The sequence below is a fragment of the Streptomyces sp. NBC_01498 genome (assembly GCF_036327775.1).
Lineage (GTDB): Bacteria > Actinomycetota > Actinomycetes > Streptomycetales > Streptomycetaceae > Streptomyces.
In genome coordinates this window covers 4,561,778-4,588,059 of the sequence record NZ_CP109598.1, presented here as the reverse complement: position 1 = coordinate 4,588,059, position 26,282 = coordinate 4,561,778, and the positions used below count along the sequence as shown (strand labels likewise).

Below are 26,282 nucleotides of genomic sequence, written 5' to 3'. Positions count from 1 at the left end.
AGCGATGGGGCGGAGGTGCTTCAGGCGGGGCGGCGGGCCTCGTCCACGAGGAGTACGGGGATGTCGTCCCGGACCGGGTAGGCAAGGCCGCAGTCCTCGCCGGTGCAGATCAGCTCGGGGTTCTCGGCGGTGGTGTGGTCGCTGAGCGGCGCGTGGCAGGCCGGGCAGGCGAGGATCTCCAGGAGGCCGGCTTCGAGCGGCATGTGGTGGGTGTCCCTTCGAGCGAGCTGAGGCGGTCGGGGTGGTGCGGATCGGGCCACGTCAGCCTACCGCCGGGGTGTGAGGTGCGGCCGACTCCGGGGTGCGCCGGGGAGCCGGGCCCAAGGTGCCGAACCGCACGCGCCGCGCCCGCCCCTTCCCGGGACCGGGGCACGCCCCGGCACTCCAAGGCCACCCCACCGTGCGCCGAGGGGGAGCGTGGGAAACGTCCATGCCGTGACCGGTCGTGTGCCGGGCCTCATGGGTGCGGCGGCGCAGGGGGAGGTGAGGGCGGGGGCCTGCGGTGCCGAGGCCGGTGACCGCGACTCCCGACCGTGAGTCTCACGTCACGGGCAGGATTCCTCGGTCTTGACCGTGCCGAAGTCGACGACGGTGTCCGTCGGGCGCGAGCCGGCGGCCGGGGTCCGGAAGCACACCTGCCAGTTCCGGTCGAGGAGTTGGGCGCGTCCGGCGCCGGTCGCGTCGGAGGACGTGAGGCCGTAGAACCCGGCCGCCTGCGCCGCGTCCTGGGCGGCCTGGAGTGTCCGGCCGGTCAGGGCAGGGTGTTGCGCGGTCCTGCGGGCTCCGCGTCGCCCGGGTCCTCGGCGGGGCCGGGGGCGCCGCCGGTGATGAGCGTGGCGGTCTTTCGGGCGGTCGGCGGACTCGGGATCGACCGGGGGCTCCTGCGAATTGCAGGCAGCAAGTCCCGTGAGCAGCGCAGCGCCGAGGACCCGGGCGACGCCGTTTCCTCACGTGCTCCCACTCGCAGCCGTGGCATGCTCAACCTGGCCCCGGACCACACGTGCGCCAGGCCCCTGGGATTCCGGTCTCGGGCCCGACCCGAGGCCAGAAGGACCCGGACCAAAGCCCCGGCCCCCGACGAGACCCCCGGCCTGTCCAGCCGGCGGAGCAACAAGCCGCACAGCGGACGCCGTGAACAAGTCACCACGGCGCGCGGCGACCCCGACGCCCCGCACCCCGCACCCCGCACCCGATTGCCCGACGCCCTGCGCCGCCCGCCACACGCCACACGCCCGCCCGTACGCGTACAGCACCCGCACCTACCCCGGATCAGGTGCGGATCAGGGTGAGGGCTTCGTCGCGGATCTTGGACATCGTCGGTTCGTCGCGGGCCTCGACGTTGAGGCGCAGCAGGGGCTCGGTGTTGGAGGCGCGGACGTTGAACCACCAGTCGGGGGTGGTCACCGTCAGGCCGTCCAGCTCGTCGATCGTGACGCCCTGTCGGTCGGTGAAGGCGTCGCGTACGGCGGCCACCCGGGCGGTCTGGTCGTCCACCGTGGAGTTAATCTCGCCGGAGCCGACGTACCGGTCGTAGGAGGCGAGGAGTTCCGACAGTGGACCGCTCTGGCCGCCGAGCGCGGCCAGGACATGGAGGGCGGCGAGCATGCCGGTGTCCGCGTTCCAGAACTCGCGGAAGTAGTAGTGGGCCGAGTGCTCGCCGCCGAAGATCGCGCCGGTGCGGGCCATCTCCGCCTTGATGAAGGAGTGGCCGACGCGTGTACGGACCGGCGTGCCGCCGTGCTCGCGGACGACCTCGGGGACCGACCAGGAGGTGATGAGGTTGTGGATCACCATTCCGCCGGGGTGCTTGGCGAGTTCGCGCTCCGCGACGAGTGCGGTGATCGCCGACGGGGACACGCCCCTCCCCCGCTCGTCGACGACGAAGCAGCGGTCCGCGTCACCGTCGAACGCCAGCCCCAGGTCCGCGCCTTCGGCGAGCACGCGGGCCTGGAGGTCCACGATGTTGGCCGGGTCCAGCGGGTTGGCCTCGTGATTGGGGAATGTGCCGTCCAGTTCGAAGTACATCGGGACGAGGTCGACCGGCAGTCCGGCGAAGACCGTGGGGACCGTGTGGCCCCCCATGCCGTTCCCGGCGTCGACGACGACCTTCAGCGGACGGTTCGCGGAGAGCTCGACCAGGGAGAGCAGATGGGCCGCGTAGTCCTTCAGCGTGTCCCGCCGCGTGATCGTCCCCGCCGCCCCCGGCTTTCCCGCCGTCTCCGGGGGCGGGGCGCCGTCGGCCAGCCAGGTCTCGGCCAGCGCGCGGATCTCCGCCAGGCCGGTGTCCTGCCCCACCGGCGCGGCGCCCGCGCGGCACATCTTGATGCCGTTGTACCGCGCTGGGTTGTGCGAGGCGGTGAACATCGCGCCCGGCAGATCCAGCGCCCCGCTCGCGTAGTAGAGCTGGTCGGTCGAGCAGAGCCCGATCAGCGTGGCGTCCGCGCCCCGCCGGACGGCGCCCTTCGCGAAACTCGCGGCCAGGTGGGGCGAGGAGGGCCGCATGTCGTGACCGACGACGATCGCCGCGGCGCCCGTGACCTCCACGAAGGCCGCCCCGAACAGCTCGGCGAGCCGGTCGTCCAGCTGGTCCGGGTACACGCCACGTACGTCGTACGCCTTCACGATCTGGCCCAAGTCGGCCACGGCCACCCCTCCTGAGGTCTCTCTGGTCCCTGCGGACAGTCCTCACAAACTACCCGCGTCCCCGGCGAGATCCGAAGGACCGTCCTACGGCAGCATCCAGCCCAGTACGAAGGACCGTCCTACGGCAGCATCCAGCCCAGTACGGAGGTGCTCTGCCCCACCACGATCAGACACATCACCAGCAGCAGCCCGAGGCTCCAGGGCAGGACCTTCCTGAGGAGGTCCCCCTCCTTGCCGGCCAGACCGACCGCGGCGCACGCGATCGTCAGATTCTGCGGGGAGATCATCTTGCCGAGGACGCCGCCGGAGCTGTTCGCCGCCGCCAACAGTTCGGGCGACAGACCGGATTCGCGTGCCGCCGTGACCTGGAGCGCGCCGAAGAGCGCGTTGGCCGAGGTGTCGGAGCCGGTGACCGCGACGCCGAACCACCCCAGCACGGGCGAGAGGAACGCCAGCCCGGCACCCGCCGCCGCGACGAAGTGGCCGATGGTGGCGGCCTGTCCGGAGAGGTTCATCACGTACGCGAGGGCCAGCACGGACACGACGGTGAGGATGGCGTACCGCAACTCGTGCACCGTGGCGGCCCATTCCCTCAGCGCCTCCTTCGCCTTGAGTCCGATCACCCCGGCCGTGATCAGGCCCGCGACGAGGACGAGCGTGCCGCCGGTCGAGATCAGCGGCAGGGAGAAGACGTTGGCGGCGACCGGTGTGCCGTCCGCGTCGGCCACATTGAGCAGGGGCCAGTCGAAGGACCGGGTCGCCTTGGCGAAGAGGTCCTTGACCGGCGGGATCTGAGCGAGGGAGAAGATCACCACGATCAGTGCGTACGGGGCGTAGGCGCGGAGGACTTCGCGACGGTCGTCCTCGACGTCCAGGTCCTCGCTGCGGGCGCCCTTCAGTACGGAGGTCCGTACGGCTTCGTCGGCCGGCCTGCGCGCGCTCGGTACGGCGAGCAGCGCGGCGGCGCCCACCAGCGCGGCCCCGATGTCGGCGAGTTGGGCGGAGACGTAGTTGGAGGCGACGAACTGCGCCGCGCCGAAGGCGAGTCCGCAGGCGAGGGCGGGTGCCCACGTCTCGCGCAGACCTCGTTTGCCGTCCACGAGCCCGACCAGCACCAGGGGGACGACGACGGCGAGCAGCGGGGTCTGCCGGCCGACGACCGAGGCGACGGTGTCCAGCGGCAGGCCGGTGACCTGCGCCAGGGTCACCACCGGCGTACCCATGGCGCCGAAGGCCACGGGCGCGGTGTTGGCCACGAGGGCGACGATGGCCGCCTTGACCGGGTCGAAGCCGAGCGCCACGAGCATCACCGCCGAGATGGCGACCGGGGCGCCGAACCCGGCCAGCGCTTCGAGGAGCGCGCCGAAGCAGAAGGCGACGACGAGTGCCTGGATGCGCGGATCGTCGGAGAACCGGCCGAACGAGCGCCGCAGGATGTCGAAGTGCTGGGTACGAACGGTCATCCGGTACACCCAGAGGGCGTTGACGACGATCCACATGATCGGGAACAGGCCGAAGACGACGCCCTGTGCGCCTGCGGAGAGGGTCTGGCCGATCGGCATTCCGAAGGCGAGCCAGCCGACGAGTACGGCGACGGCCAGCCCGATCAGTCCGGCGCGGTGCGCCTTCATGCGCACGGCGCCGAGCAGCACCAGAACGGTGACCAGGGGCAGGGCGGCGACCAGGGCGGACAGGCCGAGTGAATCGGCCACGGGTTCCAGCTGCTGTTCGAACACGACGGGTGCCTCCGTATTCCGCGATGCGGAAAGTGATCTCTCACGGCTGGGAGGCATGATCGTGTCCACGACAAAAGAGGTCAATGACCCGCGCAGCATCCGTCACGGAAACGCGGACGGCCCGCTGCACAGAACGCCCCTATGTGCGGAAACGCGTGGGCGCACCCCCGCGCGACCGAACTCGGCCGCAGACGCGGACGCGGAGGAGAGTCGCGAGTGGAAGATCAGGGTCGGGGAACCAGACGTACGACCCGGCCGACAAGCCGACCGACGTCAGGAGTCGGGGGAACGCAGCACCCGCAGATGCCCTCGGCGCCCGACCTCGCCCTGGTCCACCCCGCGCGGGCCGCTGCCACCGCCGGGACCGGGTCCGCCCGGCCGCTCCGGGGGCCGTGCCGCCTCGCGTACGGCGTTCGCCAGGGCCTCCAGGTCGTCACCGCTCGGCCGGGCCGGGGCCGAGCCGTCCGTGAGCCGGACGACCTCCCAGCCGCGCGGCGCGGTCAGCCGCTCGCTGTGTTCCGCGCACAGGTCATAGCAGTGGGGCTCGGCATACGTGGCGAGCGGGCCGAGGACCGCGGTCGAATCGGCATAGACGTACGTCAGTGTCGCGACAGCGGAACGGCCGCACGCGGTGCGCGAACAGCGACGTACAGGGCTCACGATGTTGGACGGTACCGCACTCTTGAGCGGGCCGCGACGACTCTCCCCCACGTCACCCGACCGTGTCGTGCGGGGGCGTTCGCCTCTCCGGGAGCGCCCGTAACTACCCTGACCTGCACGGGAAGAGGTGTGACCAAGGGGTCACCTTCGGTGACACGGTCATCACTTGGGGCAAATCCAGCCAACGACCGTGAGCGCCACGATCCGGTGGACCTAGCGAAACGAGCCCAAGCTTGGCCGGAATGCTCAATTTGCGACATGCCGTCCGGCGACCGGCGGCACCGTCCGGGCGACCCCGGAGAGCTACCCTGCCTCAGTGATGGACAGTCCCGTACCGCCGCAGCCCACCGAGCCGAGACCCCGCCGCCGTGACCGTCACGGCCGCGGTATGCGCGGGCCCGTCGCCCCGCCCCAGGTCCCGCTCGCGGCGAGCCGTTCGGACTCCTTCCGCGATCTCGTACGGGACTCCGTGGAGCGCCTGGAGCGGCGCTGGCCGCAACTGGCCGAGATCGACTTCCAGGTTCTCGACGTGCCCGGCGACGACGGCGACTCCGTCCCCCTCGGCCGGTCCGTCCCCGAGGCCAAGGGCAGGCCCGCCTCCATCGTCGTGTACCGGCGCCCCGTGGAGATCCGCACGAAGAACCGCGAGGAACGGGCCCTGCTCGTCCACGAGGTCGTGGTCGAGCAGGTCGCCGAACTGCTGGGGCTGGCACCGGAATCCGTCGATCCGCGATACGGCCAGGACTGACCGACCGACCGGGCCGCTCCCCGTGGCCGGGCGTTCCCCGTACGCACCCGGGCCCGTCGGCGTTCTCCGCCTCCCCTCCGTACGGAGGGGCCGTCCCCGGTCACTTCAGTACGGAGAGGTCTTCCTTCGTCGCCGGTACGGACACCATGCCCCGGTCGTTCGGCAGGGTCTGCACCGTGAACAGCGGTACGCCGTCCTGGGTGAGCGCCAGCGTGCGCGCCGCGTGCACCGGGCCGCCCGACTCGGGCTCGACCGTCAGCGCGTACGAGCCCTTGAGCCCGCCCGGGACCGGGGGCACCACCGCCTGCGTCGTACCGCCCTTGACCGTGTACGACTTCACGGCCGGCTCACCGCCCCCGCTGCCCGCCGAGGCCGTGACCTTGACCTTCCCGGTCTCGCCCGGCGCGGTCAGCGACAGGGTCGAGCCCTTGGCGCGGTTGTCGGCGACCGTCGCGCGCTCGGTCACGGCGCCCGTGGCCGGGATGAAGGCGATCTCCTGGTCGGTGCCCTTGCCGCGGACGACACGCAGCGCCGCGACCACGGGGGTCTGGTCGCCGCCCTCCGCCGGACTGACGAGCAGGGAGCCTGCCTCGCCCTTGGTGAGGTCACCGAGGTCGAGGGCGGCCGTCATGCCCGACTTCACGGTCAGCGGTGCGGCGGCGGAGGTCGGGACGATCGTGCCGGTCTCGCCCACCAGTTGCACCTTCAGTTCGGCGTCGTCCTCGCCGGGCGCGAAGGCCACCAGGTGTACGGAGGTGGCGTCGGCCGGGATGCCGGGGAGCACCGCGCGGGGCGCGGGGTCGGCGGCGGCTGCCAGCCAGTCGCCGCCGGCCTTGTCGTCGGAGGCGTTCACCACGGCGCCCACGCGGCCGGTGCGGGTGCTCACGTGGACGGTGACGTCGGGCTCGGCCTCTCCGGTGAGGGTCGCGAGCAGGACGGGGACGCTGGAGCGCGCGGGGACGGTGACGCCCTCTCCCCGGTCGGACTTGAGGTTGCCCTCCTTGCCGTAGAGGGCGATGTCGGCGACGGCGGCCGTGTCGTCCGGGTTGGTGAGGTGGACGTAGTCCTGGCGGGACTTGTCGGTGGACGCGCCCGGGAACCAGAAGTCGGTGTCGGGCGCGGTGCAGGCGGCGCCGAGCAGCGCGCGCGAGTCACCCGCCGTGATCGTGGTGGTCTGCTGGGCGGTCCAGCCGGGCGCGAGAGAGCCGGTGGCGGTGCCGACGAGCGCGGGGGCTTCGGCGGTCTTGTTGGAGCCGGAGACGGGCTTGCCGGGCTCTTTGAGGGCCAGGAACGGCTTGGGCTTCGGGTCGGCCGTGCCCGTGCCGTCCGCCGCGGGCTTCTTCTCCTCGTCGCCCGCCGCCTCGTCGCCCGCCGCGTCCTCGTCCGTGGCCGCGTCGCCGGCCGCCTCGTCGTCCGTGGCCCCGCTGTCCGACTCTTCGCCGTCCGGCTGTTCGTCGTCCGGCTTCTTCTCGTCGTCGGCGGGGGCCTCGTCGGCCAGGGCGGCGGCGGACGGCGCCAGTTCGGCCGCGCCGCCCGTTCCCGCGCCCGCCGTGCCGGCCGGGGTGAAGGACGTGTAGACCGTCTCGGCCAGCTCCGAGGTGCTGGGCGCGGGACAGAGCAGACTGCTGCGTTCCACCGGCAGCCGGGCGGCGGCCTTCGCCGACGCCGCCGGGTCGGTGGGGTCGGGCGCGGTGACCGCGGCGAATCCGGTGATCGCCGCGAGTGCCGTGGCGGCAGCGATGAGGGAGAGGGTCGTGCGGTTCACCGGTTGTTGCTCCCGTCGGGACGCTGCTCGTTCTCGCTGCCGTCGGTGTAGGGCTGCGGGATGTCGGTGTAGTACCCCTGCCCGTCCTCGTACGGCTGCTGGACCACGTATCCGTACTGGTCGTACTGGACGGGTGCCTGCTGCTGGTACTGGTCCGCCGGGTACTGCGAGTACTGCGGGTATCCGTCGGCGCCGTACTGCCCCGTGCCTTCGTACTGACCGGCACCGGCGCCTTCGTACGGAGGCGCGCCCTCGTACTGCCCCTGCTCCTCGTACGGCTGGGTGCCCTGCTGGTGCTGGTAGGGAGCGCCTTCGTACTGCCGCTGCTCGTTCGTGCCGTACGAGGCGTACTCCTCGGCGCCCTGCCGGTCCGTCCGGTCCGAGCGGTCGTCCCACTCTCCGTACGACTGCTGCCGGGGTACGGCCGCCGCGTACGCCGCCTCCGCCTGCTCCGGCACCGTGACCTCCTCGGCGGGCTCCGGCGTCTCCGTGCCCTCCGCCTGGGCGGCGGCCCGCAGCCTGCGGGCCCGGCGCCCCTCGCCCGAGACGGGCTGTGCGGGGATGTCGGCGCCCTCCTCGGGCAGGTCGTCGTCGTTCTCCTTGCGCCGCCCCGGCAGGGCCAGCACGACGAGCACGACGGCCAGTGCGGCCTGTGCCCAGCCCCACGCGGTGTGGGTGAAGGAGTCCTCGTACGTGAGGTCGAGCCTGCCGCCCTCGGAGGGAAGCGCGAAGCCCTGTGCCCAGCCGTCGACGGTCGTCTTCTCCAGGAGGCGGCCGTCGAGCGTGGCCTGCCAGCCCTCGGCGGCCCGGTCGGCGATCCGCAGCACCCGCCCGGCCTTGCCGGCCGGGATGTCGGTGTGGGCCTCGACGGTGGAGGAGCCGACGGGCAGTGGTTCGGCGCCGTCCTCGCCCTCGATGATCGTGGCCCGTGAGATCTGCCGGTCGACGCGCCACAGCGCGCTGCCGTCGAGCTGGCTGAGCCGGCTGAGGCCCGGGGTGGAGTCCAGTACGCGGGACATCTGCGCGGGGGCGCCGTCCCGTACCAGGACGTAGCGGATCGCGAAACCGCTGAGCTGCTCGGTCTGGTCGGCGCCGGAGCCCGCGACGAGGCGTCCGACGACCTTGTCGAGCCGGGGGTCGCTGCCGCCCGACGCGGTCAGCTCGGCGTCACCGAGCCGGCCGCCGGAGCCGCGTACGAGCGAGTACGCGACCTCCGCGGGCGACGTGCCGCCCAGGATCAGGGTGCGCGGCTGGTCGCGGGTGATGCTCTCCTCGGCGACGAACGCCGGTACCTGCACCGGGTCGCGCCGCTCCAGCGGGCCCGCCGCGCCGCTGATCATCCAGCCGCCCGCCGCGAGCAGCGGGGCCGCCGCGGCGGCGAGGGCGATGACCGCCGCCACGGGCTGGCGCCAGCCGAAGCTCTGGCTGGCGACCCGGTCCTTGGCGCCGTCGGCGCCGAGCACGGCCGCCGCGATGAGCGCGAGACCGTAGACGAGGGTGGCGGGTCCGGCCCAGCCGGAGTTGTTCGTCAGGACGGCGAAGACCAGGGCCACGAGGGCGGCGGCCCAGGCCGCGCGCACGGCGAACTGCCGCTCGCCGCGCAGCAGTGCGGCCAGCGCCGCCAGGACGACGCCGATCAGCAGCAGCCCGCCCGCGGTCTTGGGACCGCCGGGGCTGAGGCCGAGCAGATCGAGGGCGGTGGCCTGGCCCGTACCGAACTCCAGTCCCGCCTCGCGGAACAGCCCGGACGGCGCCGTCAGCAGCGACAGCGACCAGGGGGCCAGGACGAGCAGCGGGGTGCCGACGACGGCCAGCAGGCGCAGCCCGTACGCGACGAGGTCGTCGCGGCGCAGCACCAGCACGCCGAGGCCGAGGACGAGCGCCAGCGGCCAGACGACGGGGGTGAAGGCCATCGTGAAGGTGAGCAGCAGGGTGTACGCCCAGGTGGCGCGCCAGCTGCCGCGTGCCGTGCCGCCCGCCGTGGCACCCGGGCCGGTGTTTCCGGCGCGGAAGCCGTGCGCGGCGACGGCCGCGCGGGCGATGAGCGGGAGCAGGACGGCCAGCACGGCCGTGCCGAGCCGCCCGGTGGCCAGTGCGCCGGTCGCGGCGGGCAGGAAGGCGTACGCGACGCTCGCCCAGGCCCGCAGGAGCTTCGACTCGACCAGGGGCCGGGAGGCGAAGTACGCGGTGACTCCGGCGAGCGGTACGGAGCAGACGAGGAGTACGGTCAGCGCGAGGCCGGTCGAGCCGAGGAACAGCGTGGACAGGGCCGCGAGGAGCGCGAGGTACGGCGGCGCGGTCTGGGTGCCGCCCGTGCCTACGGGGTGCCAGCCGTCGGCGTACCGGGACCACAGGTCCGAGACGTCCGGCGGCGCGGGCAGCAGGGCGCCGCCCGCGAGTGAGCCGCCGGCCAGCAGCGCGCGGCAGGCGACGAGGGAGACGAGGAGCAGCACGGCGAAGAGGACCGGGCCGGGCCGGTGCGCGAGGCGCTTGAGCCGGGCGAACTGCTCGACCTCCAGGAAGTCCGCGTCGTCCCCGCCGGGGCCCGACTCCACCGCGCCGTGGCGTGAGCCGCCGGCCTCGGTCTCAGAGCCGCCACCGAGGCTTCCAGCTACGTGTTCGACCGTTGCCCGGACGGTGGCACCGGGTGGCGGGAAAAGCGGGCGGAGTTCGGCGGCCTCGACGACGCCTCTGCCTCGTCGTTTTCGGGCGCCGATGATGCGGCCGGGCCGCAGGAGCGTGCCGGACAGGCCCATGACCTCGTCCACGGCCTGTCCGGGGGCCTTGCCCACCAGATAGGCGACGGTGCGCAACAGGGTGCCGAGGACGAGCCGCAGGAGTACGTAGGGCAGCACGGCGGTGCGCGAGTTGACGAGCATCGTGTAGACGGCGCCGGCCTTGTCGACGCGGTGCGGGTTGACGACGGAGCGGCCGGCGCAGTCGACGGTGCGGCGCTCGCGCGCGGCGGCCTCGGCGTGCCGCAGGACGGCGTCGGGCGCGACGAGCACCCGGTGTCCGGCGGCGTGCGCGCGCCAGCACAGGTCGACGTCGTCGCGCATGAGGGGCAGTCTGCGGTCGAAGCCGCCGAGTTCCTCCCAGACGTCCCGGCGGATGAGCATGCCCGCGCTGGAGACGGAGAGCACGGTGCGCACCTGGTCGTGCTGGCCCTGGTCCTGTTCGCGCCGGTCGAGGCCGGTCCAGCGGCGACCGCTGTTGGCGATGGAGACGCCGACCTCCAACAGCTGCTTGCGGTCGTACCAGCCGCGCAGCTTGGGGCCGACGATGACGGCGTGCTCGTCGGACTCGACGACGCGCAGCAGTTCGGCGAGGGCGTCGGGGTCGGGGGCGCAGTCGTCGTGGAGCAGCCAGAGCCACTGCACGGGTTCGCCGTGCGGCAGTTCGGGCATGTCGTACGCGTCGTCCTGCCAGGTCCGGGTGACCGGGTCCCAGCCGCTCGGCCGTTTCAGATACGGCAGGTCGTCGGGGGTGAGCACGCCGGCGGTGCGGACGGCCTCCTCGACGGCCGCGCCGAAGCCGGTGCGGCGGGCGAGGTGGACGACGCGGTCCGGGCCGAGCGATTCGGTGAGCAGCGTGGCCGATTCGTCGGCGCTGCCGGTGTCGGCGGCGATGACGTTCTGTACGGGGCGTTCCTGGCCGATCAGCCCGGCGAGGGCGTCGGGGAGCCAGCGGGCGCCGTCGTGGGCGACGAGCACTGCGGTCACGACGTGCCGCGGGTACTCCGGTGCGGTGGCGGACGTGAACGCGGCTGTGGTGGCGGACATCGAGTTAGGGGCCCTCCGGCCGGGGGGTCGCCCCCACGGGGCGTTTGGCGTCTCGGACGGGGCCCCACACTAACGGTACGAACAGGCGCCGGATCCCCGAGCGCGGGAACAAACCGGACGATCCGGAGGACGGCGCCGGGCGGGGGCGTCCGCTCCGGTCACGTCGACGGTCCGCCGCCTGCGCCGGGGGCGCGGGTGGCGGACCGTCGGGAGAATGTCCGGTGAAGGGGTGTGCGGGGTCGTACGGGGGCTATCGCGCGGGGGGCGCTCCGAGAATGGCCGGAATTGTTCAAACCGCGGCCTTCTTGAGACGGCGGCGTTCGCGTTCGGACAGACCGCCCCAGATGCCGAATCTCTCGTCATTGGCGAGGGCATACTCCAGGCATTCGGAGCGGACCTCACAGGCGAGACAGACCTTCTTGGCCTCGCGGGTGGAGCCGCCCTTCTCGGGGAAGAAGGACTCGGGATCTGTCTGGGCGCACAACGCGCGCTCCTGCCAGCCGAGTTCCTCGTCCGCGTCCTCGACCAGCAGTTGTTCGAACAGCTCGGTCATGTGCGCCCCTCGTCTGTCTTTACGTCCCCGTGCTTGCGGCCGCTACCGTTTTCGGCCGAACGACACGAGTGAAATTACAAGTGTGCGGATACGAGCCAGTCAAGCCGAGTTCTGCTATTGGTCCCGGTATTCACTCTGCGGAACCAAGGCTATGTGGAAAGTGTTCAAATCACCAAAAACCTGACACATGCCACTGGCCTGCCCACGTCCGCCGTCCGCGCCGTCCCCTTCCGACCCCCGGATCTCCCCCGCTCTCTTTGAAAAGAGGGACATCCGGAGCCTCGTCGGCGATGCGTTCCAGCCACGGAAACAACCCGGATCACCGGCGAACGGTGAGGGGTGGACCGCGAACGGCGGACCGAGGACGGCGGACCGCGACGATCTTTCACAAGCACGACTGCTGCGCCATGTCTCCGCACGGGCGGATGGACAAACCTTTCTCCGGGCCGGACAACCGGATGAGGTGAAACAGTGGCGCCGAACGGGTCATTGAGTTGACAGGCGGGAACGGTTACCGCCACCTTTGATGTCATGCCGGTCCCCGCAGCGTCGTACGCCGTCCACACCCGTGGATTCCGCCGCGCTGTCCAGGCCCGCTGTTGCTGTTCCTGTTGTCCGTGCTGTTGAGCCACGACGCTCCGGCCGTACGACTCCCCCGCGCCCCGCGCGTCCTTCCGCGCAGCCCGCGCCCACCCGCTCGCCTTCCTTCGAGGAATCCCCACACCCATGAACAGCCACAGCGACCTCCAGATCGCCGGCGACCTCCTTGAGGTGCCGCACCTTCTCCAGCCCGTCCGGGAGCACCCCGCCACCGTGGCCGAGTTCGCCGGCCTGGCGCGGACCCTCGCCGCCGACCGCGCGCGCTGGGCCCCGCTCGTCGCGTACGACGCCGTCAGCCGCTGGTACCACCGGCTCGTCACCGGCCCCGGCTACGAGGTGTGGCTGCTCTCCTGGGTGCCCGGCCAGCTCAGCGGACCGCACGACCACGGCCGCTCGTCCGGCGTCCTGACCGTCCTCGAGGGCGAACTGACGGAGCGTACGGAGAAGGCGAGCCGCGCGCTCGGCAGCGGCGCACAGCGGGTGTTCGCGCCCGGATACGTCCACGAAGTGGTCAACGACTCGCTCGAACCGGCCGTCAGTCTGCACGTCTACTTCCCGGGTCTGACCGAGATGCCGATGCACGCCGCCCGCTGCGCCCCGGCGGCCCAGGATGTCGTACCCGCCTGACAAACTGCACAGCATGCGCATTGTGGTTCTGGCCGGCGGTATCGGCGGTGCCCGTTTCCTGCGCGGCCTCAAGCGGGCCGCGCCGGACGCGGACATCACGGTGATCGGCAACACCGGTGACGACATCCATCTGTTCGGGCTGAAGGTCTGCCCGGACCTCGACACGGTGATGTACACCCTCGGGGGCGGCATCAATGAGGAGCAGGGCTGGGGGCGCGAGGGCGAGACGTTCCAGGTCAAGGCGGAGCTCGCGGCGTACGGGGTGGGCCCCGGGTGGTTCGGTCTCGGCGACCGGGACTTCGCCACACACATCGTCCGCACACAGATGCTGGGCGCCGGCTACACGCTGAGCGCCGTCACCGAGGCGCTGTGCGCGCGCTGGGAGCCGGGTGTGCGGCTGCTGCCGATGTCCGACGACCGCGTCGAGACGCATGTCGCGGTCGACGTGCCGAACAGCCCCACCGGCGAGCGCAGAGCCGTGCACTTCCAGGAGTACTGGGTGAAGATGCGGGCCTCGGTGGAGGCCCGCGCGATCGTGCCCGTCGGCGCCGAGCAGGCCAAGCCGGCGCCCGGTGTGCTGGAGGCCGTCGCACAGGCCGACGTCGTCCTCTTCCCGCCGTCCAACCCCGTCGTCAGCATCGGCACGATCCTCGCCGTGCCGGGGATCCGCGAGGCGATCGCCGACGCCGGGGTGCCGGTCGTCGGGCTCTCGCCGATCGTCGGGGACGCGCCCGTGCGCGGGATGGCCGACAAGGTCCTCGCGGCGATCGGCGTCGAGTCGACGGCCGCCGCCGTGGCGCTGCACTACGGGTCCGGGCTGCTGGACGGATGGCTGGTGGACACGGTGGACGCGGACTCGGTCCCGGAGATCGAGAGCGCGGGCATCCGCAGCAGGGCCATACCACTGATGATGACCGATCTGGACACGACCGCCGCGATGGCGCGTGAGGCGCTGGCGCTGGCCGAGGAGGTGCGGACATGACCTCCTACGGAGGCGGGTCCGAAGGGCGGACCGAGAAGCCGGGTGTGCCGTCGTACAGCGTGCGCGCACTCGGCGGGCTGCCGGAGGTGCGCGCGGGCGACGACCTGGCGAAGCTGATCGTCACGGCGAGGCCGGGCCTGGTGGACGGCGACATCCTCCTGGTCACGTCGAAGATCGTGTCCAAGGCCGAGGGCAGGATCGTCGAGGCGCCGGACCGTGAGGCGGCGATCGACGCGGAGACCGTCCGTGTCGTCGCCAGGCGCGGGCCGCTGCGGATCGTGGAGAACCGGCAGGGCCTGGTGCTCGCCGCCGCCGGGGTCGACGCGTCCAACACCCCCGCCGGGACGGTGCTGTTGCTGCCCGAGGACCCCGACGCCTCCGCGCGCGCGATCCGCGACGGACTGCGTGACGCGCTGGGCGTCGAGGTCGGCGTGCTCGTCACGGACACCTTCGGCCGGCCCTGGCGCAACGGGCTGACGGACGTGGCGATCGGCGCGGCGGGCGTGCGGGTCCTGGACGATCTGCGCGGCGGCAGCGACACGGAGGGCAATCCGCTCCAGGCGACGATCGTCGCCCTCGCCGACGAACTGGCCGCCGCCGGCGACCTGGTGAAGGGCAAGACGGCCGGGCTGCCGGTGGCCGTGGTGAGCGGCCTGGCACGGCTCGTGGGCGAACAGGCCGACGGCGCGCGGTCGTTGGTGCGGACCGCCGCCGAGGACATGTTCCGGCTGGGGACGTCGGAGGCGGTACGGGAAGCAGTCACCCAGCGGCGTACGGTCCGGGAGTTCACCGGCGAGCCGGTCGATCCGGGGGCGGTGCGGCGCGCGGTCGCCGCGGCCGTGACGGCGCCCGCGCCGCACCACACCACGCCGTGGCGGTTCGTCCTGCTGGAGTCGGCGGAGTCGCGGACACGGCTCCTGGACGCGATGCGCGACGCGTGGATCGCGGACCTGCGCCGCGACGGCAAGCCGGAGGAGTCCGTGGCCAAGCGGGTGCGGCGCGGGGACGTGCTGCGCAAGGCGCCGTATCTGGTGGTGCCGTGCCTGGTCGCCGACGGGGCGCACACGTACGGGGACGCGCGGCGCGACACGGCGGAGCGCGAGATGTTCGTGGTCGCGACGGGCGCCGGGGTGCAGAACTTCCTGGTCGCGCTGGCCGGTGAGGGGCTGGGCTCCGCGTGGGTGTCCTCGACGATGTTCTGCCGGGACGTCGTACGGGACGTGCTCGGGCTGCCCGCCGAGTGGGACCCGATGGGCGCGGTGGCGGTGGGCCACGCGGCGACGGAGCCCAAGCGGCGGCCGGGGCGGGCGGCGGAGGACTTCATCGAGGTGCGCTGAGCCGCCGGTCCCGGTCGGTGGCGGTCCCGCCGCCTCCCTACAGATGGGCGATTCTGCCGACCGCCATCCGGGGGGCGCGGCGGGGCGGCGTGCGGCCGCTGAGCAGGATGAGTCGTACGGCGCGGTGGCGCTGGCCGGCGTACGGCTCCAGCAGTTCGAGCATCCCGGCGTCGTCCGTGTCGGCGCGGCCGGCGAGGGCGTAACCGACGATGCCGGGCAGATGGAGATCGCCGACGGTGACGGCGTCGGGGGCACCGTTCGACCGCTGAAGCGTCTCGGCGGCGGTCCAGGGGCCGATGCCGGGGATCAACCGGAGCCGGGCGGCGGCGGGTTCGGGCTCCATCGCGGCGGCCTCCTCCAGCCGGCGGGCGGCCCGGACCGCGCGCATCACGGTGTCGGAGCGCTTGGAGTCGACACCGGCCCGGTGCCACTCCCAGGACGGGATCATCGCCCAGGTCCGGGCGTCGGGCATGACGTACAGGCGGCTGCCGCGAGGGCCGTCGGGGGCGTCACCGTACGGGCCGGGGGCGGGCTCACCGTGCGTCCGTACGAGATGGCGCCAGGAGCGGTTCGCCTCGATCGTGGTGACCTTCTGCTCCAGGATCGTCGGGATCAGCGACTCCAGCACGAGACCGGTACGGCACAGACGCAGGCCGGGGCGGCGGCGCTGGGACAGGGCGAGCAGCCGGTGGCGCGGGACGAACGCGGCGGGATCGTCCGACGCGCCGAGCAGCTCCGGCAGCCGCTCCAGCAGCCAGTCGGCGCCGGGGCCCCACGCCTCGGCGCGTACGCCGCCGTCGCCCGGCCCGACCCGGAGAGTGCCGGGCCCGTCGGGCGTCCGGGTGGCCCGCACGGCGGAACCGTCGGCGCCGGTACGGAAGGTGGGATCGGCGGGCCCGCGCCGCAGCGGCCCGAGCACGAGCCCCAGATCGAAGGCACCGGTCGGCGGCACCCACACGCGCGTCCCGGCCCCTGCGCGGGGGGTGGCGGGGAGGGCGGGGGTACGGGGGCGTGGGACGAAGCGGCCTGCCACGGGGTGGGTCCTTGGGGTCGGGGTCAGTGACGAGGGTAGGCGCTGCGCGGCTGCTCCCCTGTCCCGCCCCTTCCCGAAACCGGGGGCTCCGCCCCGGCCCCCCGGACGCGCGAGGGCCCACGGGCGTGCGTGCGGAGCCGAAGACCGAGGGCTTGCGCGGGCACCGCCCGGCGAGGTGACCCGGCAGGGCCGTACCCGGGCCGGGGCCGCACCCCGGCCGCCCGGCACCGCCGCCTGACGGGCGGGGCGGGAACGCGCCCACCAGCCGTGACCCGTGCCGCCCCAACGTGCGTACGCCCCCGGGACCCCTCACGAACCGGGCAACCACAGCCGTGCCCGGCGAAGACCTGCACCGCCCCAGCAGGCCGACTTGAGACCCGAGGACTCCGCCTCCGCCCCCGCAGCAGCGCACCGGGGCACCGGGGCACCGGGGCACCCACGGTGGGGCGTACGCCGCCGCCCCGCCGCCCCCTCACTCGTCCGACGAGAAGCGGATCGCGCCCGGGGGGAGTGTGGTGTCGCACCAGACGCGGGCGCCCGCGTGGAGTTCGTTGTCCGGGCCCACCGTCGCGCCGTCGCCGATCACCGCGCCCGACAGTGCCGTACGGGCGCCCACCCGTGCGCCCGCGCCCACCAGGGAGTCGGTGATGACCGCGCCGGGGCCGATCACCGCGTTGTCCAGGATCGCGCTGCCCGAGATCCGGGCGCCCTCCGCGATCACCGCGCCCGCGCCGACCACCGTGCCCGCCGTGAGCTTCGCGTCCGGGGCGACCGTCGCCGTCGGGAGGATCAGGCGGTCGCCGCAGCGGCCGGGGACCGCCGGGGACGGGGCCACCCCCAGGACCAGGTCCGCCGAGCCCCGGACGAACGCCTGCGGGGTGCCCAGGTCCAGCCAGTACGTGGAGTCGACCATGCCGTGCAGATGCGCCCCGGCCGCCAGCAGACCGGGGAACGTCTCGCGCTCCACCGACACCGGGCGTCCCGCCGGGATCGCGTCGATCACCGAGCGGCGGAAGACGTACGCCCCCGCGTTGATCTGGTCGGTGACGATCTCCTCCGGGGTCTGCGGCTTCTCCAGGAACGCCGTGACCCGGCCGTCGTCGTCCGTCGGCACCAGCCCGAACGCCCTCGGGTCGTCGACCCGCGTCAGATGCAGCGAGACGTCCGCCCCGGACCGGGCGTGGGTGTCGACCAGCGCGCCGATGTCCAGGCCGGTCAGGATGTCGCCGTTGAAGATGAGCACCGGGTCGTCGGGGCCGGAGTCCAGCCGGGAGGCGACGTTGCGGATCGCGCCGCCGGTGCCGAGCGGCTCGCGTTCGGTGACGTACTCCAGTCGCAGGCCGAGCGCGGAGCCGTCGCCGAAGTACGGCTCGAAGACCTCGGCCAGGTACGACGTCGCGAGGACGATGTGCTCGACCCCGGCGGCCCGCGCCCGTCCCAACTGGTGTGCGAGGAAGGGGACTCCGGCCGCCGGGACCATGGGCTTGGGCGTGCGCACCGTGAGCGGGCGGAGCCGGGTGCCCTTGCCGCCGACCAGGAGGATCGCTTCTGTCACGTCGGGTTGTCTCTGCTTCCTGCTGGGGACGGCGGGTCCCCTGGACGAACCGGGGGGACGACACGTCAGTCTAGGAGCGTCCCTGGTACTTCGCGGCGGATACGCGCACCGTGCCGAGCTTGCCGTAGAGCCTGTTGCCCGGACAGTCGGTCACATAGCCGTCCCGGTGCCCGGAGACCGCGTTCATGCTGACCTTCCTGCCCTTCGCGTACTTGTTGCCCCCGGCCGACGTCAGCGTCACCTTCCCCTTCGGGTTGATCCCGTGCAGCCCGAGCTTCCAGGCGGTGAGCTTGGCGAGGGCCGTGGTGACGGCCGCCGGCGGAGTGGTCGTCGAGTACGACCCGAGGACGGCGATGCCCGTGCTGTTCGTGTTGAAACCGAGGGTGTGCGCGCCCATCACGGGCCTGGCGACACCACCGGCACGCCCCTCGTAGATGGTTCCGCACTTGTCGACGGCGAAGTTGTAGCCGATGTCCCGCCAGCCGCTGCTCGTCACGTGGTAGCGGTAGATACCGCGAATGACGGACGGGGCCTGCTTGCAGGTGTAGTTGTTGCCCGTCGCGCTGTGGTGGACGAAGGCCGCCTTGACCGTCTTGGTGTAGCCGAACTGCTTCTCGCGCAGCTTCTCGTTGGCGCCCCAGCCCTTGCGCGTGACGATCCTCGGGCGCGGGGCCTGGCCGACGGCCGCACCGGCACCGGCACCGGCACTTGCCCCGGCGCCAACTCCCGCGCCACCGGCCGAGACACGTGAGGGAGCGGCGCCCGGTACGGGCAGTTGCTCGGGCGCCTCGCCCGGGTTGATCAGTTCGAGGCTCAGCCCGTGCGGCAGGGGTCTGCGGGCCGGGCGGGTCTCCGGAGCGTGCGCGGCCGGGGAGCCGGCGACCGGGGCGTCGGACGCTGCTTCGCCCGGGGCTCGGGCCGGGTCCTCGGGCCAGGCGTCGTCCGGGTCGGCGTCGGCGTCGGCGTCCGGGTGGTCCTCGGCGCGGACCCGTACCTGCACGCCGTCCGACGCCCCGACCCACAGCGGAGCCGTCGAGCCGCGTACGGTCCCGGAGTCGCGTTCCGACGTGCCGAGGTCGGCGCCGTGCTCGGCGTTGTGCGTCTCCAGGTTCTGCCAGCCGGACCAGGCGCCGGTCTCCGCCGACCGGTTCCGGACCTGGACCGAGCCGTTGAGTTCGGCGTCCGCGTCGTCCCAGACGACACCGACGAGCGAGAAGGGCTGGACGTCCCGCCGGGTCAGCCCCTGCTCGGTGGCGGCGCCGGGGGAACGTTCCGACCCGAGCGGAGCCAGGGGCAGCGACTCCGTGGACCCCGGCACGTCCGAGGCCGTCCGGACGTCGCGGGGGGCCGCCGCCCCGGAGGGCGTGGAGAGCGGGAGGACGAGAGCCGCGGCGCACGCGACGCCGATGGAGGAAGCCAGGAGTACACGCATGATCAGATCGTGCGTCCGGCCGCCCGTGCCCGCCTTCCGGGAAACCCCGCCGAAACTGACGGGCCATCGGACCAACCGGTGGACGGCGTCACCGGTACGGCGGTGCGCGCCCGGCCGCCCCGCGTACCCTTGCCCGCGTGAACGCCAGCGACCGCACCCCCGCCGACCTGCTGCGATCCGCCCTCACCACGGATCCGGCCCGCCCCTTGGTCACCTTCTACGACGACGCCACCGGTGAACGCGTGGAATTGTCCGTCGCCACCTTCGCCAATTGGGTGTCCAAGACCGCCAATCTGCTCCAGGGCGATCTCGGCGCGGCGCCCGGCGACCGGCTCGCGCTGCTGCTGCCGGCGCACTGGCAGACCGCGGTCTGGCTGCTCGCCTGTTCGTCGGTCGGCGTGCACGTCGACATCGGCGGCGACCCGGCCGGCGCGGACCTCGTCGTCACCGGCCCCGGCACACTGGACGCCGCCCGCGCCTGCCGGGGCGAGCGGCTGGCGCTCGCGCTGCGCCCGCTCGGCGGCCGGTTCCCGAGCCCGCCGGACGGTTTCGCCGACTACGCGGTGGAGGTGCCCGGCCAGGGCGACCGCTTCGCCCCGTACGAGCCCGTGGACCCGGACGCGCCCGCGCTCACCGTCGGCGGTACGGAGCTGACGGCGGCCCGGATCGTCGAGCGGGCGCGCGCCGACGCGGCGGGTCTCGGACTGTCGGGTCCGGGCACGCGGCTGCTGTCCGGCAGGCCGTACGACAGCTGGGACGGGCTGTCCGCCGGGCTGTACGCGCCGCTGGCCGCAGGGGCGTCGGTGGTGCTGTGCCGCCATCTCGACCGGTTGCCGGCGGAGGAACTGGCCAGGCGGATCGAGAGCGAGCGGGTCACGGGCACGGCGGACGGCACACCCGGTGGGACGGCGTGACGCCGCGGCGAAAGAGTGACCCGGGGGACGTTTGCGGTGCCGTCCGGGCGGCGACACGGTGACCTGATGGCCGGACCGGTTCCGGCACGGAACGTCACCTCCGGTAGATGATCGTCGGTAGTTCCGACTCAGTGCACAACCAAGCGCGCGGTTCGGCCGTCTATCCCTGAAACCGGCGGAGCCGTGCGCCGCCGACGCCATGAAGGATGGACTCCCCCGTGACCGACAGTGCTGGCACGCCGCCCGAACCGGACCCCCGGGCAGACGACGAGCCGCCGGCCGTGTCGCACGGGTCCGGCGGCGACCACGAGGACGCCGACGGGGAGCGGGACGGGCGTACGGGCGAACCGGACACCGCGCCGACCTCGCCGGCCACGCCCACCGACGGTTCGGCGGACGAGCCGGCTGAGCTGAACGAGTCGGACGAACAGCCGGCGAACGCGTCGGCGGACGCGTCCTCGGACGGGACGGCCGACGAGCCGGCGGACCAACCCGCGAACGCCCCGGACGGTGACGCCGATCCCGGGTCCGAGCCCGCGCCGGTCCCCGGGGCCACCGTCGCCGCCACTTCGGCCGCCGCGACCCCGGCCGCCGCCGTCGCGGGCCCCGGCAGCCCTGACGGCCCCGACGACGCCGGGACCGCCGACGCCGCCGCCCCGCACAAGCGGCACTGGCTCCGCTGGACCGCCCTCGGCACCTCCGTCGTCGTGCTCGCCGCCGCCGGTGTCGGCTGGTGGTTCTACCAGAAGCTCGACAACAACATCACCACGGACAAGACCGCCGCGTCCGAACTGAAGACGTACGAGAAGGAACGCCCCAAGCCCATCGCCGTCGACGCGAAGAACATCCTCCTCATCGGCTCCGACACCCGCGCGGGCGCGGGCAACGGCAAGTACGGCCGTGACGACGGCGGCTCGCAGCGCTCCGACACCACGATCCTGCTGCACCTGGCCGCCGACCGGCGCAGCGCGACCGCCGTCTCCCTCCCGCGCGATCTCATGGTCGACGTCCCGGGCTGTCTCACCTCGGACGGCAGACGCACCGAGAAGCAGAAGGCGCAGTTCAACTGGGCGTTCCAGATCGGCGGCGCGGCCTGCTCGATCCGTACGGTGGAGAAGCTCACCGGCGTCCGCGTCGACCACCACATGGTGATCGACTTCAGCGGCTTCAAGGACATGGTCGACGCGGTCGACGGGGTCGAGGTCTGTCTGAAGAAGCCCGTGGACGACGTCGACGCGCATCTGAAGCTGCCCGCCGGCAAGCAGACCCTCGACGGCGAGGACGCCCTCGGTTTCGTACGGGCCCGCAAGACCATCGGCGACGGCAGTGACACCGAACGCATGGAGCGCCAGCAGCAGTTCCTCGGGTCGCTGGTCAAGAAGATGCAGAGCAACGGAGTGCTGCTCAATCCGACCCGGCTGTACCCGGTGCTGGACGCGGCGACCAAGTCGCTGACGACGGACCCCGGTCTGAACACCCTCCGGGATCTGTACGACCTGGCGCGCGGTCTGCGCAACGTACCGACAGAAAAGGTGCAGTTCCTCACCGTACCGCGCCAGCCGTATGTGAATGACCCCAATCGTGACGAACTCGTACAGCCGGACGCGGGGCGGCTGTTCGCACAGCTGCGCAAGGACGAGGCCGTGTCGGTGGTGCCCGCCGGGGAGAAGGAGAAGAAGGACAACACGCAGGGTGACGGGGGGAATTCGAAAACGGATGAAAAGCCGGACGACACCGGATCTTCGGATGCCTCTCCCACTCCGACTTTTCCGGGCACGAATGCCGCCGCGGGGCTGTGCGAGTAAAGGCGGCACCAAGGAGTCGTCGGCGGTCTACGACGATTGGGCAGATTGCCCCCTTGTAAGAGGAGTCGAATTTGTCACTCGCGTCGCTCCACGCTGAACTGGGCGGATAGTGTGACGCGGTCTGGTTCGTGAAGCGCGAGGTCGCGCACAACCGGATCGAGAGACCGAGCGTCTTTGGGGGAAGAGACGCTTCGCGTGGCACCGACGGAGGACTCAAGCAACCGTGGATGCGCATAGCCGTGGCCAGTCGGACGGGATCGACCCCGCCGACCAGTGGGTGCTCAACCCGCAGACCGGCAATTACGAATTGCGACTGAACCACTCCGAAGGGCAGCCGTCCGCCCCTTCCCGCGACACCGGAAACAGGCGCGGCGCTGCCCGGCGGTCGAGAAACGCGTCGCCCACGGACGGTCCGCCACAAGGCCGTTCCGAGGCACCGGGCCGCTCGGACCGGCAGGGCCGTTCCGACGGACCGCCCCGTTCCGACCGGGACCGCCGGACGTCGGCCCGCCCGGTGCCGGACGACGAGGCGGCCGACGGAGCACGTGTCCCCCGCGCCCGTAACGCCTCCGGCACCTCGCGCCGGGACGTCCCCGGCCAGCGCGGCCGGCGCGGCGCGAACAGCGCGGACGCCGCCGCGGGCCGGCGCAAGCGCAAGGCCGCGGCCGGTTCCCGCAAGAAGAAGGTCCTCGGCTGGACCGGCGGCGTCACCGCGTTCATCGTGCTCGGCGGCGCGGGCGCCGCGTACTACGCGTACCAGGAACTGAACAGCAACATCCACACGATCGACGTCGACGGCGGCAGCGGCGGCTTCAAGAAGGACCAGGCCGTCAACATCCTGGTGATCGGCACGGACAAGCGCACCGGGGCCGGCAACGAGAACTACGGCGACAAGGACAGCGTCGGTCACGCCGACACCACGATCCTCTTCCATGTCTCCAAGGACCGGACGAACGCCACGGCCCTCTCGATCCCCCGCGACCTGATCACCGACATCCCGGACTGCACGACGAAGTCGGAGACCGGCACGAAGGTCATCCCCGGTGAGCAGGGCGTCCGCTTCAACACCAGCCTCGGCCAGTCGGAGCGGGACCCGGGCTGCACGATGCGTACGGTCAAGGAGCTGACCGGGCTGACGGTCGACCACTTCATGATGGCCGACTTCAACGCGGTGAAGACGCTGACGACCGCGATCGGCGGTGTCGAGGTGTGTGTCGGCAAGGACGTCGACGACCCCGACTCGCATCTGAAGCTCACCAAGGGCAAGCACGTCATCGAGGGTGAGCAGGCGCTCGCCTTCGTCCGTACGCGGCACAGCTTCGGCAACGAGAGCGACCTGGACCGTATCCAGACCCAGCAGCAGTTCCTCGGCTCGATGGTCCGGAAGATGAAGTCCAGCGACACCCTGACCAGCCCGAAGAAGCTGTGGAGCCTGGCGACGGCGGCGACCGACGCGCTCACCGTCGACACCGGGATCGGCAGTATCGAGAAGCTGCGCGACCTCGGTACGGAGCTGGCCAAGGTGGACCCCAAGAACATCACCTTCACCACCCTCCCGGTGATCGACAACCCGGCGGAGGTCGTGAAGGCGACGGTCGTCGTGAACGAGGCGCAGGCCGGGCCGCTGTTCGCGATGATGCGCAGCGACACGTCGCTGACCGAGGTGAAGGAACAGGAGAAGGCCGCCAAGAGCCAGCAGGCGGCGCTCCTCAAGGGAACCAAGGCGGACCCCGCCGATGTCCGGGTCGATGTGTTCAACGGCGGCGGGCCGCAGGGTTCCGCGCAGGAGACGCTGACCTGGCTCCAGAACGATCAGGGCGTTCCGAAGTCCACCAACAAGGGCAACGCGCCCGCGGAACTGGACAAGACGACGCTGGAGTACGCGCCGAACCAGGCCGACCAGGCCCGCCGGCTCGCGGACATGATGGGTCTGCCGGCCGCGGCGATGAAGCCGGGCACGGAGGACGCCGAGGGGCTGGAGGCGATGACGCTCACCCTGGGCGAGGACTTCAAGGGCGCGGGCGTGCCCATCGTCGGTCCGGCGAAGGCGCCGGAAGGCGTGCAGAAGGTGGAAGCGGACAAGCAGGTGTGCGCCAAGTGAGGCCGGCCCGGGAACACCCGGATCTCCGGCCCGTGCGGCGCACGTGAGCACTGGGCAGGGGGCAGGGGTGGGGCAGGGCATGCGCAGAGAAGGGACGCGACGACGCGTCCCGCACGCCCGTGAGCTGGGCTGGGACGACAGTCTGTACGAGGACGGCCCGGACGGTACGGGCAGCGGCTCGGCCGGCACCGACGGCACGGACGGCACCACGGGCAGTGACGGCACGGGCAGCGGCGCGGACGGCTCCGGGCCGCAGGGAGCTTCCGGCACCGGGAGCGCCGGGAGCGCCGAGGGCGCGGAATCCGGCGGCGGCGAGGGAGCCGGCAAAGGCGGCAAGCGCACCGGCAAAGGAAAAGGCACGGTCACGGAGTCCGCCGGCGGTTCCGGTCCGGGAGGCACGAGAGATACGAGAGGACAGGGCGGCCCGCCCCGGCGCGGCAAACGCCGCATACTGCGCTGGGCGTCCTCGGTCCTCGCCCTGCTGATACTCGGCACGGCCGGCGCCGGATACCTCTACTACCGTCATCTCGACGGCAAGCTGAAGAAGGAAGAGCTGACGCTCGGCGACAAGCCGATGGCCGACCACAAGGCCAACGCCGCGGGCCAGACCCCGATCAACATCCTGCTGATCGGCTCCGACGCCCGTGACTCCAAGGAGAACCAGAAGCTCGGCGGCGCGAAGGCGAACTTCAACGGCCCCACTCTCGCCGACGTACAGATGCTGCTGCATGTCTCGGCCGACCGCAGCAACATCTCGGTCGTGAGCATGCCGCGCGACACCATCCTCGACATTCCCAAGTGCACGGACCCGGAAACCGGTGAGGTCTTCCCGGCGAAGTCCGGCACCCTGACCAACGAGAGTCTGGAGCGCGGGGGTCCAGGCTGCACGGTGGCCACCTGGTACGAGCTGACCGGCATTCCCATCGACCACTTCATGATGATCGACTTCGCGGGTGTCGTGTCGATGGCCGACGCGATCGGTGGCGTACCGGTCTGTGTCACGGACAACGTCCACTCGCGCAACGGCAAGGGCGAGGGCTCCGGACTGAAGCTGAAGGCGGGCAAGTCCACCATCCAGGGCGAGCAGGCCCTCCAGTGGCTGCGTACCCGCTACGGCTTCGAGGACGGCAGCGACCTGGCCCGGACGCACGCCCAGCACATGTACATGAACTCGATGGTCCGCGAGCTGCGCAAGGGGGCCAAGCTGACCGACCCGGCGAAGCTGATGAGCCTCGCCGAGGCGGCCACCGACGCGCTGACGGTCGACAAGGGACTCGGCGGCGTCACAAAGCTCTACGACCTGGCGGAGGAGCTGAAGAAGGCGCCCACCGAGCGGATCACGATGACGACGATGCCGAACGTGTACGGCACGGGCGCGAACGACCGCGGGCGCGTGTACCCGAAGCCGGGCGACGCCGACCAGTTGTTCACCATGGTCCGCGACGACGTGCCGCTCGACGGCAAGGCGTCCAAGCGCAAGCCCCCGGCCGCCTCCGAGGACCCGGTGGCGGCCCCGGCCGACACCGGGGTGCTCGTCCGCAACGGCACCGGCAGCGCCACCCGGGCGCCGACGTCGCAGCGGGCCACGGCCGTGGCGGGGCTGCTGACCGCCAAGGGCTACACGAAGGCCGTGTCGGACGCGACGCCCGACGCCACCGAGCGCACCGAGGTCCTGTTCCCCAGCGCCGACCTGGAGGGGGACGCGCAGGCGGTCGCCAAGTCCCTGGGGATTCCGGTGGCGTCGGTGAAGAAGTCGGCGGACGTGACGGGTGTGACGCTGATCGTGGGCGCCGACTGGCGTACGGGCGACACCTACCCGAAGTCGGCGGCGAAGGACAGCGACAAGACTCCGGAATCGGCGCGGGCGCTCAACGGCGCCAACGACAAGGAGTGCATGGAAGTCCAGGACGGCTTCACCTGGTAGCGCGCGGACACCGCGTACGTACGTGAGGAACTACGTGAGGAGCCCCCGGCCGATGCGGCCGGGGGCTCCTCACGTACGGGGAGGT

At 72.3% G+C, this 26,282-nt stretch carries 18 protein-coding genes; 8 read left to right on the top strand and 10 right to left on the bottom strand.

All coding sequences use genetic code 11. The features are described from left to right. Positions 1 to 20 precede the first annotated feature (20 nt). From OG875_RS19675 to OG875_RS19660, 4 genes are all read right to left on the bottom strand, one after another. On the bottom strand, positions 21 to 203 hold the full coding sequence (locus OG875_RS19675; protein ID WP_330175530.1) for a Trm112 family protein: 183 nt from the start codon (positions 201 to 203) through the stop codon (positions 21 to 23). Positions 204 to 1,269: 1,066 nt separating this feature from the next. After that, positions 1,270 to 2,643 (bottom strand): phosphomannomutase/phosphoglucomutase, encoded by a 1,374-nt coding sequence (locus tag OG875_RS19670; RefSeq protein ID WP_330175529.1) that lies wholly within the window; start codon positions 2,641 to 2,643, stop codon positions 1,270 to 1,272. A gap of 119 nt (positions 2,644 to 2,762) precedes the next feature. Beyond that, positions 2,763 to 4,379: an L-lactate permease gene (locus OG875_RS19665; protein ID WP_330175528.1), complete on the bottom strand. Its 1,617-nt coding sequence runs from the start codon at positions 4,377 to 4,379 to the stop codon at positions 2,763 to 2,765. A 273-nt stretch (positions 4,380 to 4,652) separates the two neighbouring features. Beyond that, the gene (locus tag OG875_RS19660; protein ID WP_330175527.1) at positions 4,653 to 5,090 is read right to left on the bottom strand and encodes a DUF3499 domain-containing protein; all 438 of its coding nucleotides are present in this window, start codon (positions 5,088 to 5,090) and stop codon (positions 4,653 to 4,655) included. Between the two features lie 268 nt (positions 5,091 to 5,358). On the opposite strand from OG875_RS19660, the gene OG875_RS19655 reads away from it, so the two are divergent. Next, positions 5,359 to 5,787, top strand: coding sequence for a metallopeptidase family protein (locus tag OG875_RS19655; RefSeq protein ID WP_330177820.1), 429 nt, complete (start codon positions 5,359 to 5,361; stop codon positions 5,785 to 5,787). 100 nt (positions 5,788 to 5,887) lie between these two features. On the opposite strand, the gene OG875_RS19650 is transcribed toward OG875_RS19655, so the two are convergent. The 3 genes from OG875_RS19650 to OG875_RS19640 form a co-directional block, all read right to left on the bottom strand. After that, positions 5,888 to 7,552, bottom strand: a complete 1,665-nt coding sequence (locus tag OG875_RS19650) for a DUF5719 family protein (protein WP_330175526.1) — start codon at positions 7,550 to 7,552, stop codon at positions 5,888 to 5,890. Beyond that, on the bottom strand, positions 7,549 to 11,334 hold the full coding sequence (locus OG875_RS19645; protein ID WP_330175525.1) for a glycosyltransferase family 2 protein: 3,786 nt from the start codon (positions 11,332 to 11,334) through the stop codon (positions 7,549 to 7,551). The genes OG875_RS19650 and OG875_RS19645 overlap by 4 nt, the downstream gene beginning before the upstream one ends. A 289-nt stretch (positions 11,335 to 11,623) precedes the next feature. Further along, complete coding sequence (locus OG875_RS19640; RefSeq protein WP_023541320.1) at positions 11,624 to 11,887, bottom strand: WhiB family transcriptional regulator; 264 nt, start codon at positions 11,885 to 11,887, stop codon at positions 11,624 to 11,626. 726 nt (positions 11,888 to 12,613) lie between these two features. Between OG875_RS19640 and OG875_RS19635 the strand changes: the two genes are divergently transcribed. Genes OG875_RS19635 through OG875_RS19625 form a run of 3 tightly spaced genes read left to right on the top strand, consistent with a single transcriptional unit; the run spans position 12,614 to position 15,433 of the window. Beyond that, a complete protein-coding gene (locus tag OG875_RS19635) occupies positions 12,614 to 13,114 on the top strand; it encodes a cysteine dioxygenase (protein WP_330175524.1) in 501 nt (166 codons plus the stop codon). A 13-nt stretch (positions 13,115 to 13,127) separates the two neighbouring features. Further along, the gene (cofD, locus tag OG875_RS19630; protein WP_330175523.1) at positions 13,128 to 14,096 is read left to right on the top strand and encodes a 2-phospho-L-lactate transferase; all 969 of its coding nucleotides are present in this window, start codon (positions 13,128 to 13,130) and stop codon (positions 14,094 to 14,096) included. Continuing rightward, positions 14,093 to 15,433: a coenzyme F420-0:L-glutamate ligase gene (locus tag OG875_RS19625; RefSeq protein WP_330175522.1), complete on the top strand. Its 1,341-nt coding sequence runs from the start codon at positions 14,093 to 14,095 to the stop codon at positions 15,431 to 15,433. The genes cofD and OG875_RS19625 overlap by 4 nt, the downstream gene beginning before the upstream one ends. Positions 15,434 to 15,470: 37 nt before the next feature. Here OG875_RS19625 and OG875_RS19620 read toward each other — a convergent pair whose 3' ends face one another. From OG875_RS19620 to OG875_RS19610, 3 genes are all read right to left on the bottom strand, one after another. Then, the gene (locus OG875_RS19620) at positions 15,471 to 16,466 is read right to left on the bottom strand and encodes a DNA-3-methyladenine glycosylase family protein (RefSeq protein ID WP_330175521.1); all 996 of its coding nucleotides are present in this window, start codon (positions 16,464 to 16,466) and stop codon (positions 15,471 to 15,473) included. Between the two features lie 472 nt (positions 16,467 to 16,938). Further along, positions 16,939 to 18,021: an NDP-sugar synthase gene (locus OG875_RS19615; protein ID WP_330175520.1), complete on the bottom strand. Its 1,083-nt coding sequence runs from the start codon at positions 18,019 to 18,021 to the stop codon at positions 16,939 to 16,941. A 70-nt stretch (positions 18,022 to 18,091) separates the two neighbouring features. Continuing rightward, positions 18,092 to 19,453, bottom strand: a complete 1,362-nt coding sequence (locus OG875_RS19610; protein WP_330175519.1) for a peptidoglycan recognition protein family protein — start codon at positions 19,451 to 19,453, stop codon at positions 18,092 to 18,094. 137 nt (positions 19,454 to 19,590) lie between these two features. Here OG875_RS19610 and OG875_RS19605 point away from each other — a divergent pair, with 137 nt between their 5' ends. From OG875_RS19605 to OG875_RS19590, 4 genes are all read left to right on the top strand, one after another. After that, on the top strand, positions 19,591 to 20,367 hold the full coding sequence (locus OG875_RS19605) for a TIGR03089 family protein (RefSeq protein ID WP_330175518.1): 777 nt from the start codon (positions 19,591 to 19,593) through the stop codon (positions 20,365 to 20,367). A 218-nt stretch (positions 20,368 to 20,585) separates the two neighbouring features. Next, positions 20,586 to 22,172: an LCP family glycopolymer transferase gene (locus OG875_RS19600; protein WP_443079144.1), complete on the top strand. Its 1,587-nt coding sequence runs from the start codon at positions 20,586 to 20,588 to the stop codon at positions 22,170 to 22,172. Positions 22,173 to 22,395: 223 nt separating this feature from the next. After that, on the top strand, positions 22,396 to 24,273 hold the full coding sequence (locus OG875_RS19595; protein ID WP_330175516.1) for an LCP family protein: 1,878 nt from the start codon (positions 22,396 to 22,398) through the stop codon (positions 24,271 to 24,273). A 79-nt stretch (positions 24,274 to 24,352) separates the two neighbouring features. Further along, positions 24,353 to 26,197, top strand: a complete 1,845-nt coding sequence (locus OG875_RS19590) for an LCP family protein (protein ID WP_330175515.1) — start codon at positions 24,353 to 24,355, stop codon at positions 26,195 to 26,197. The last annotated feature ends 85 nt before the right edge of the window (positions 26,198 to 26,282 follow it).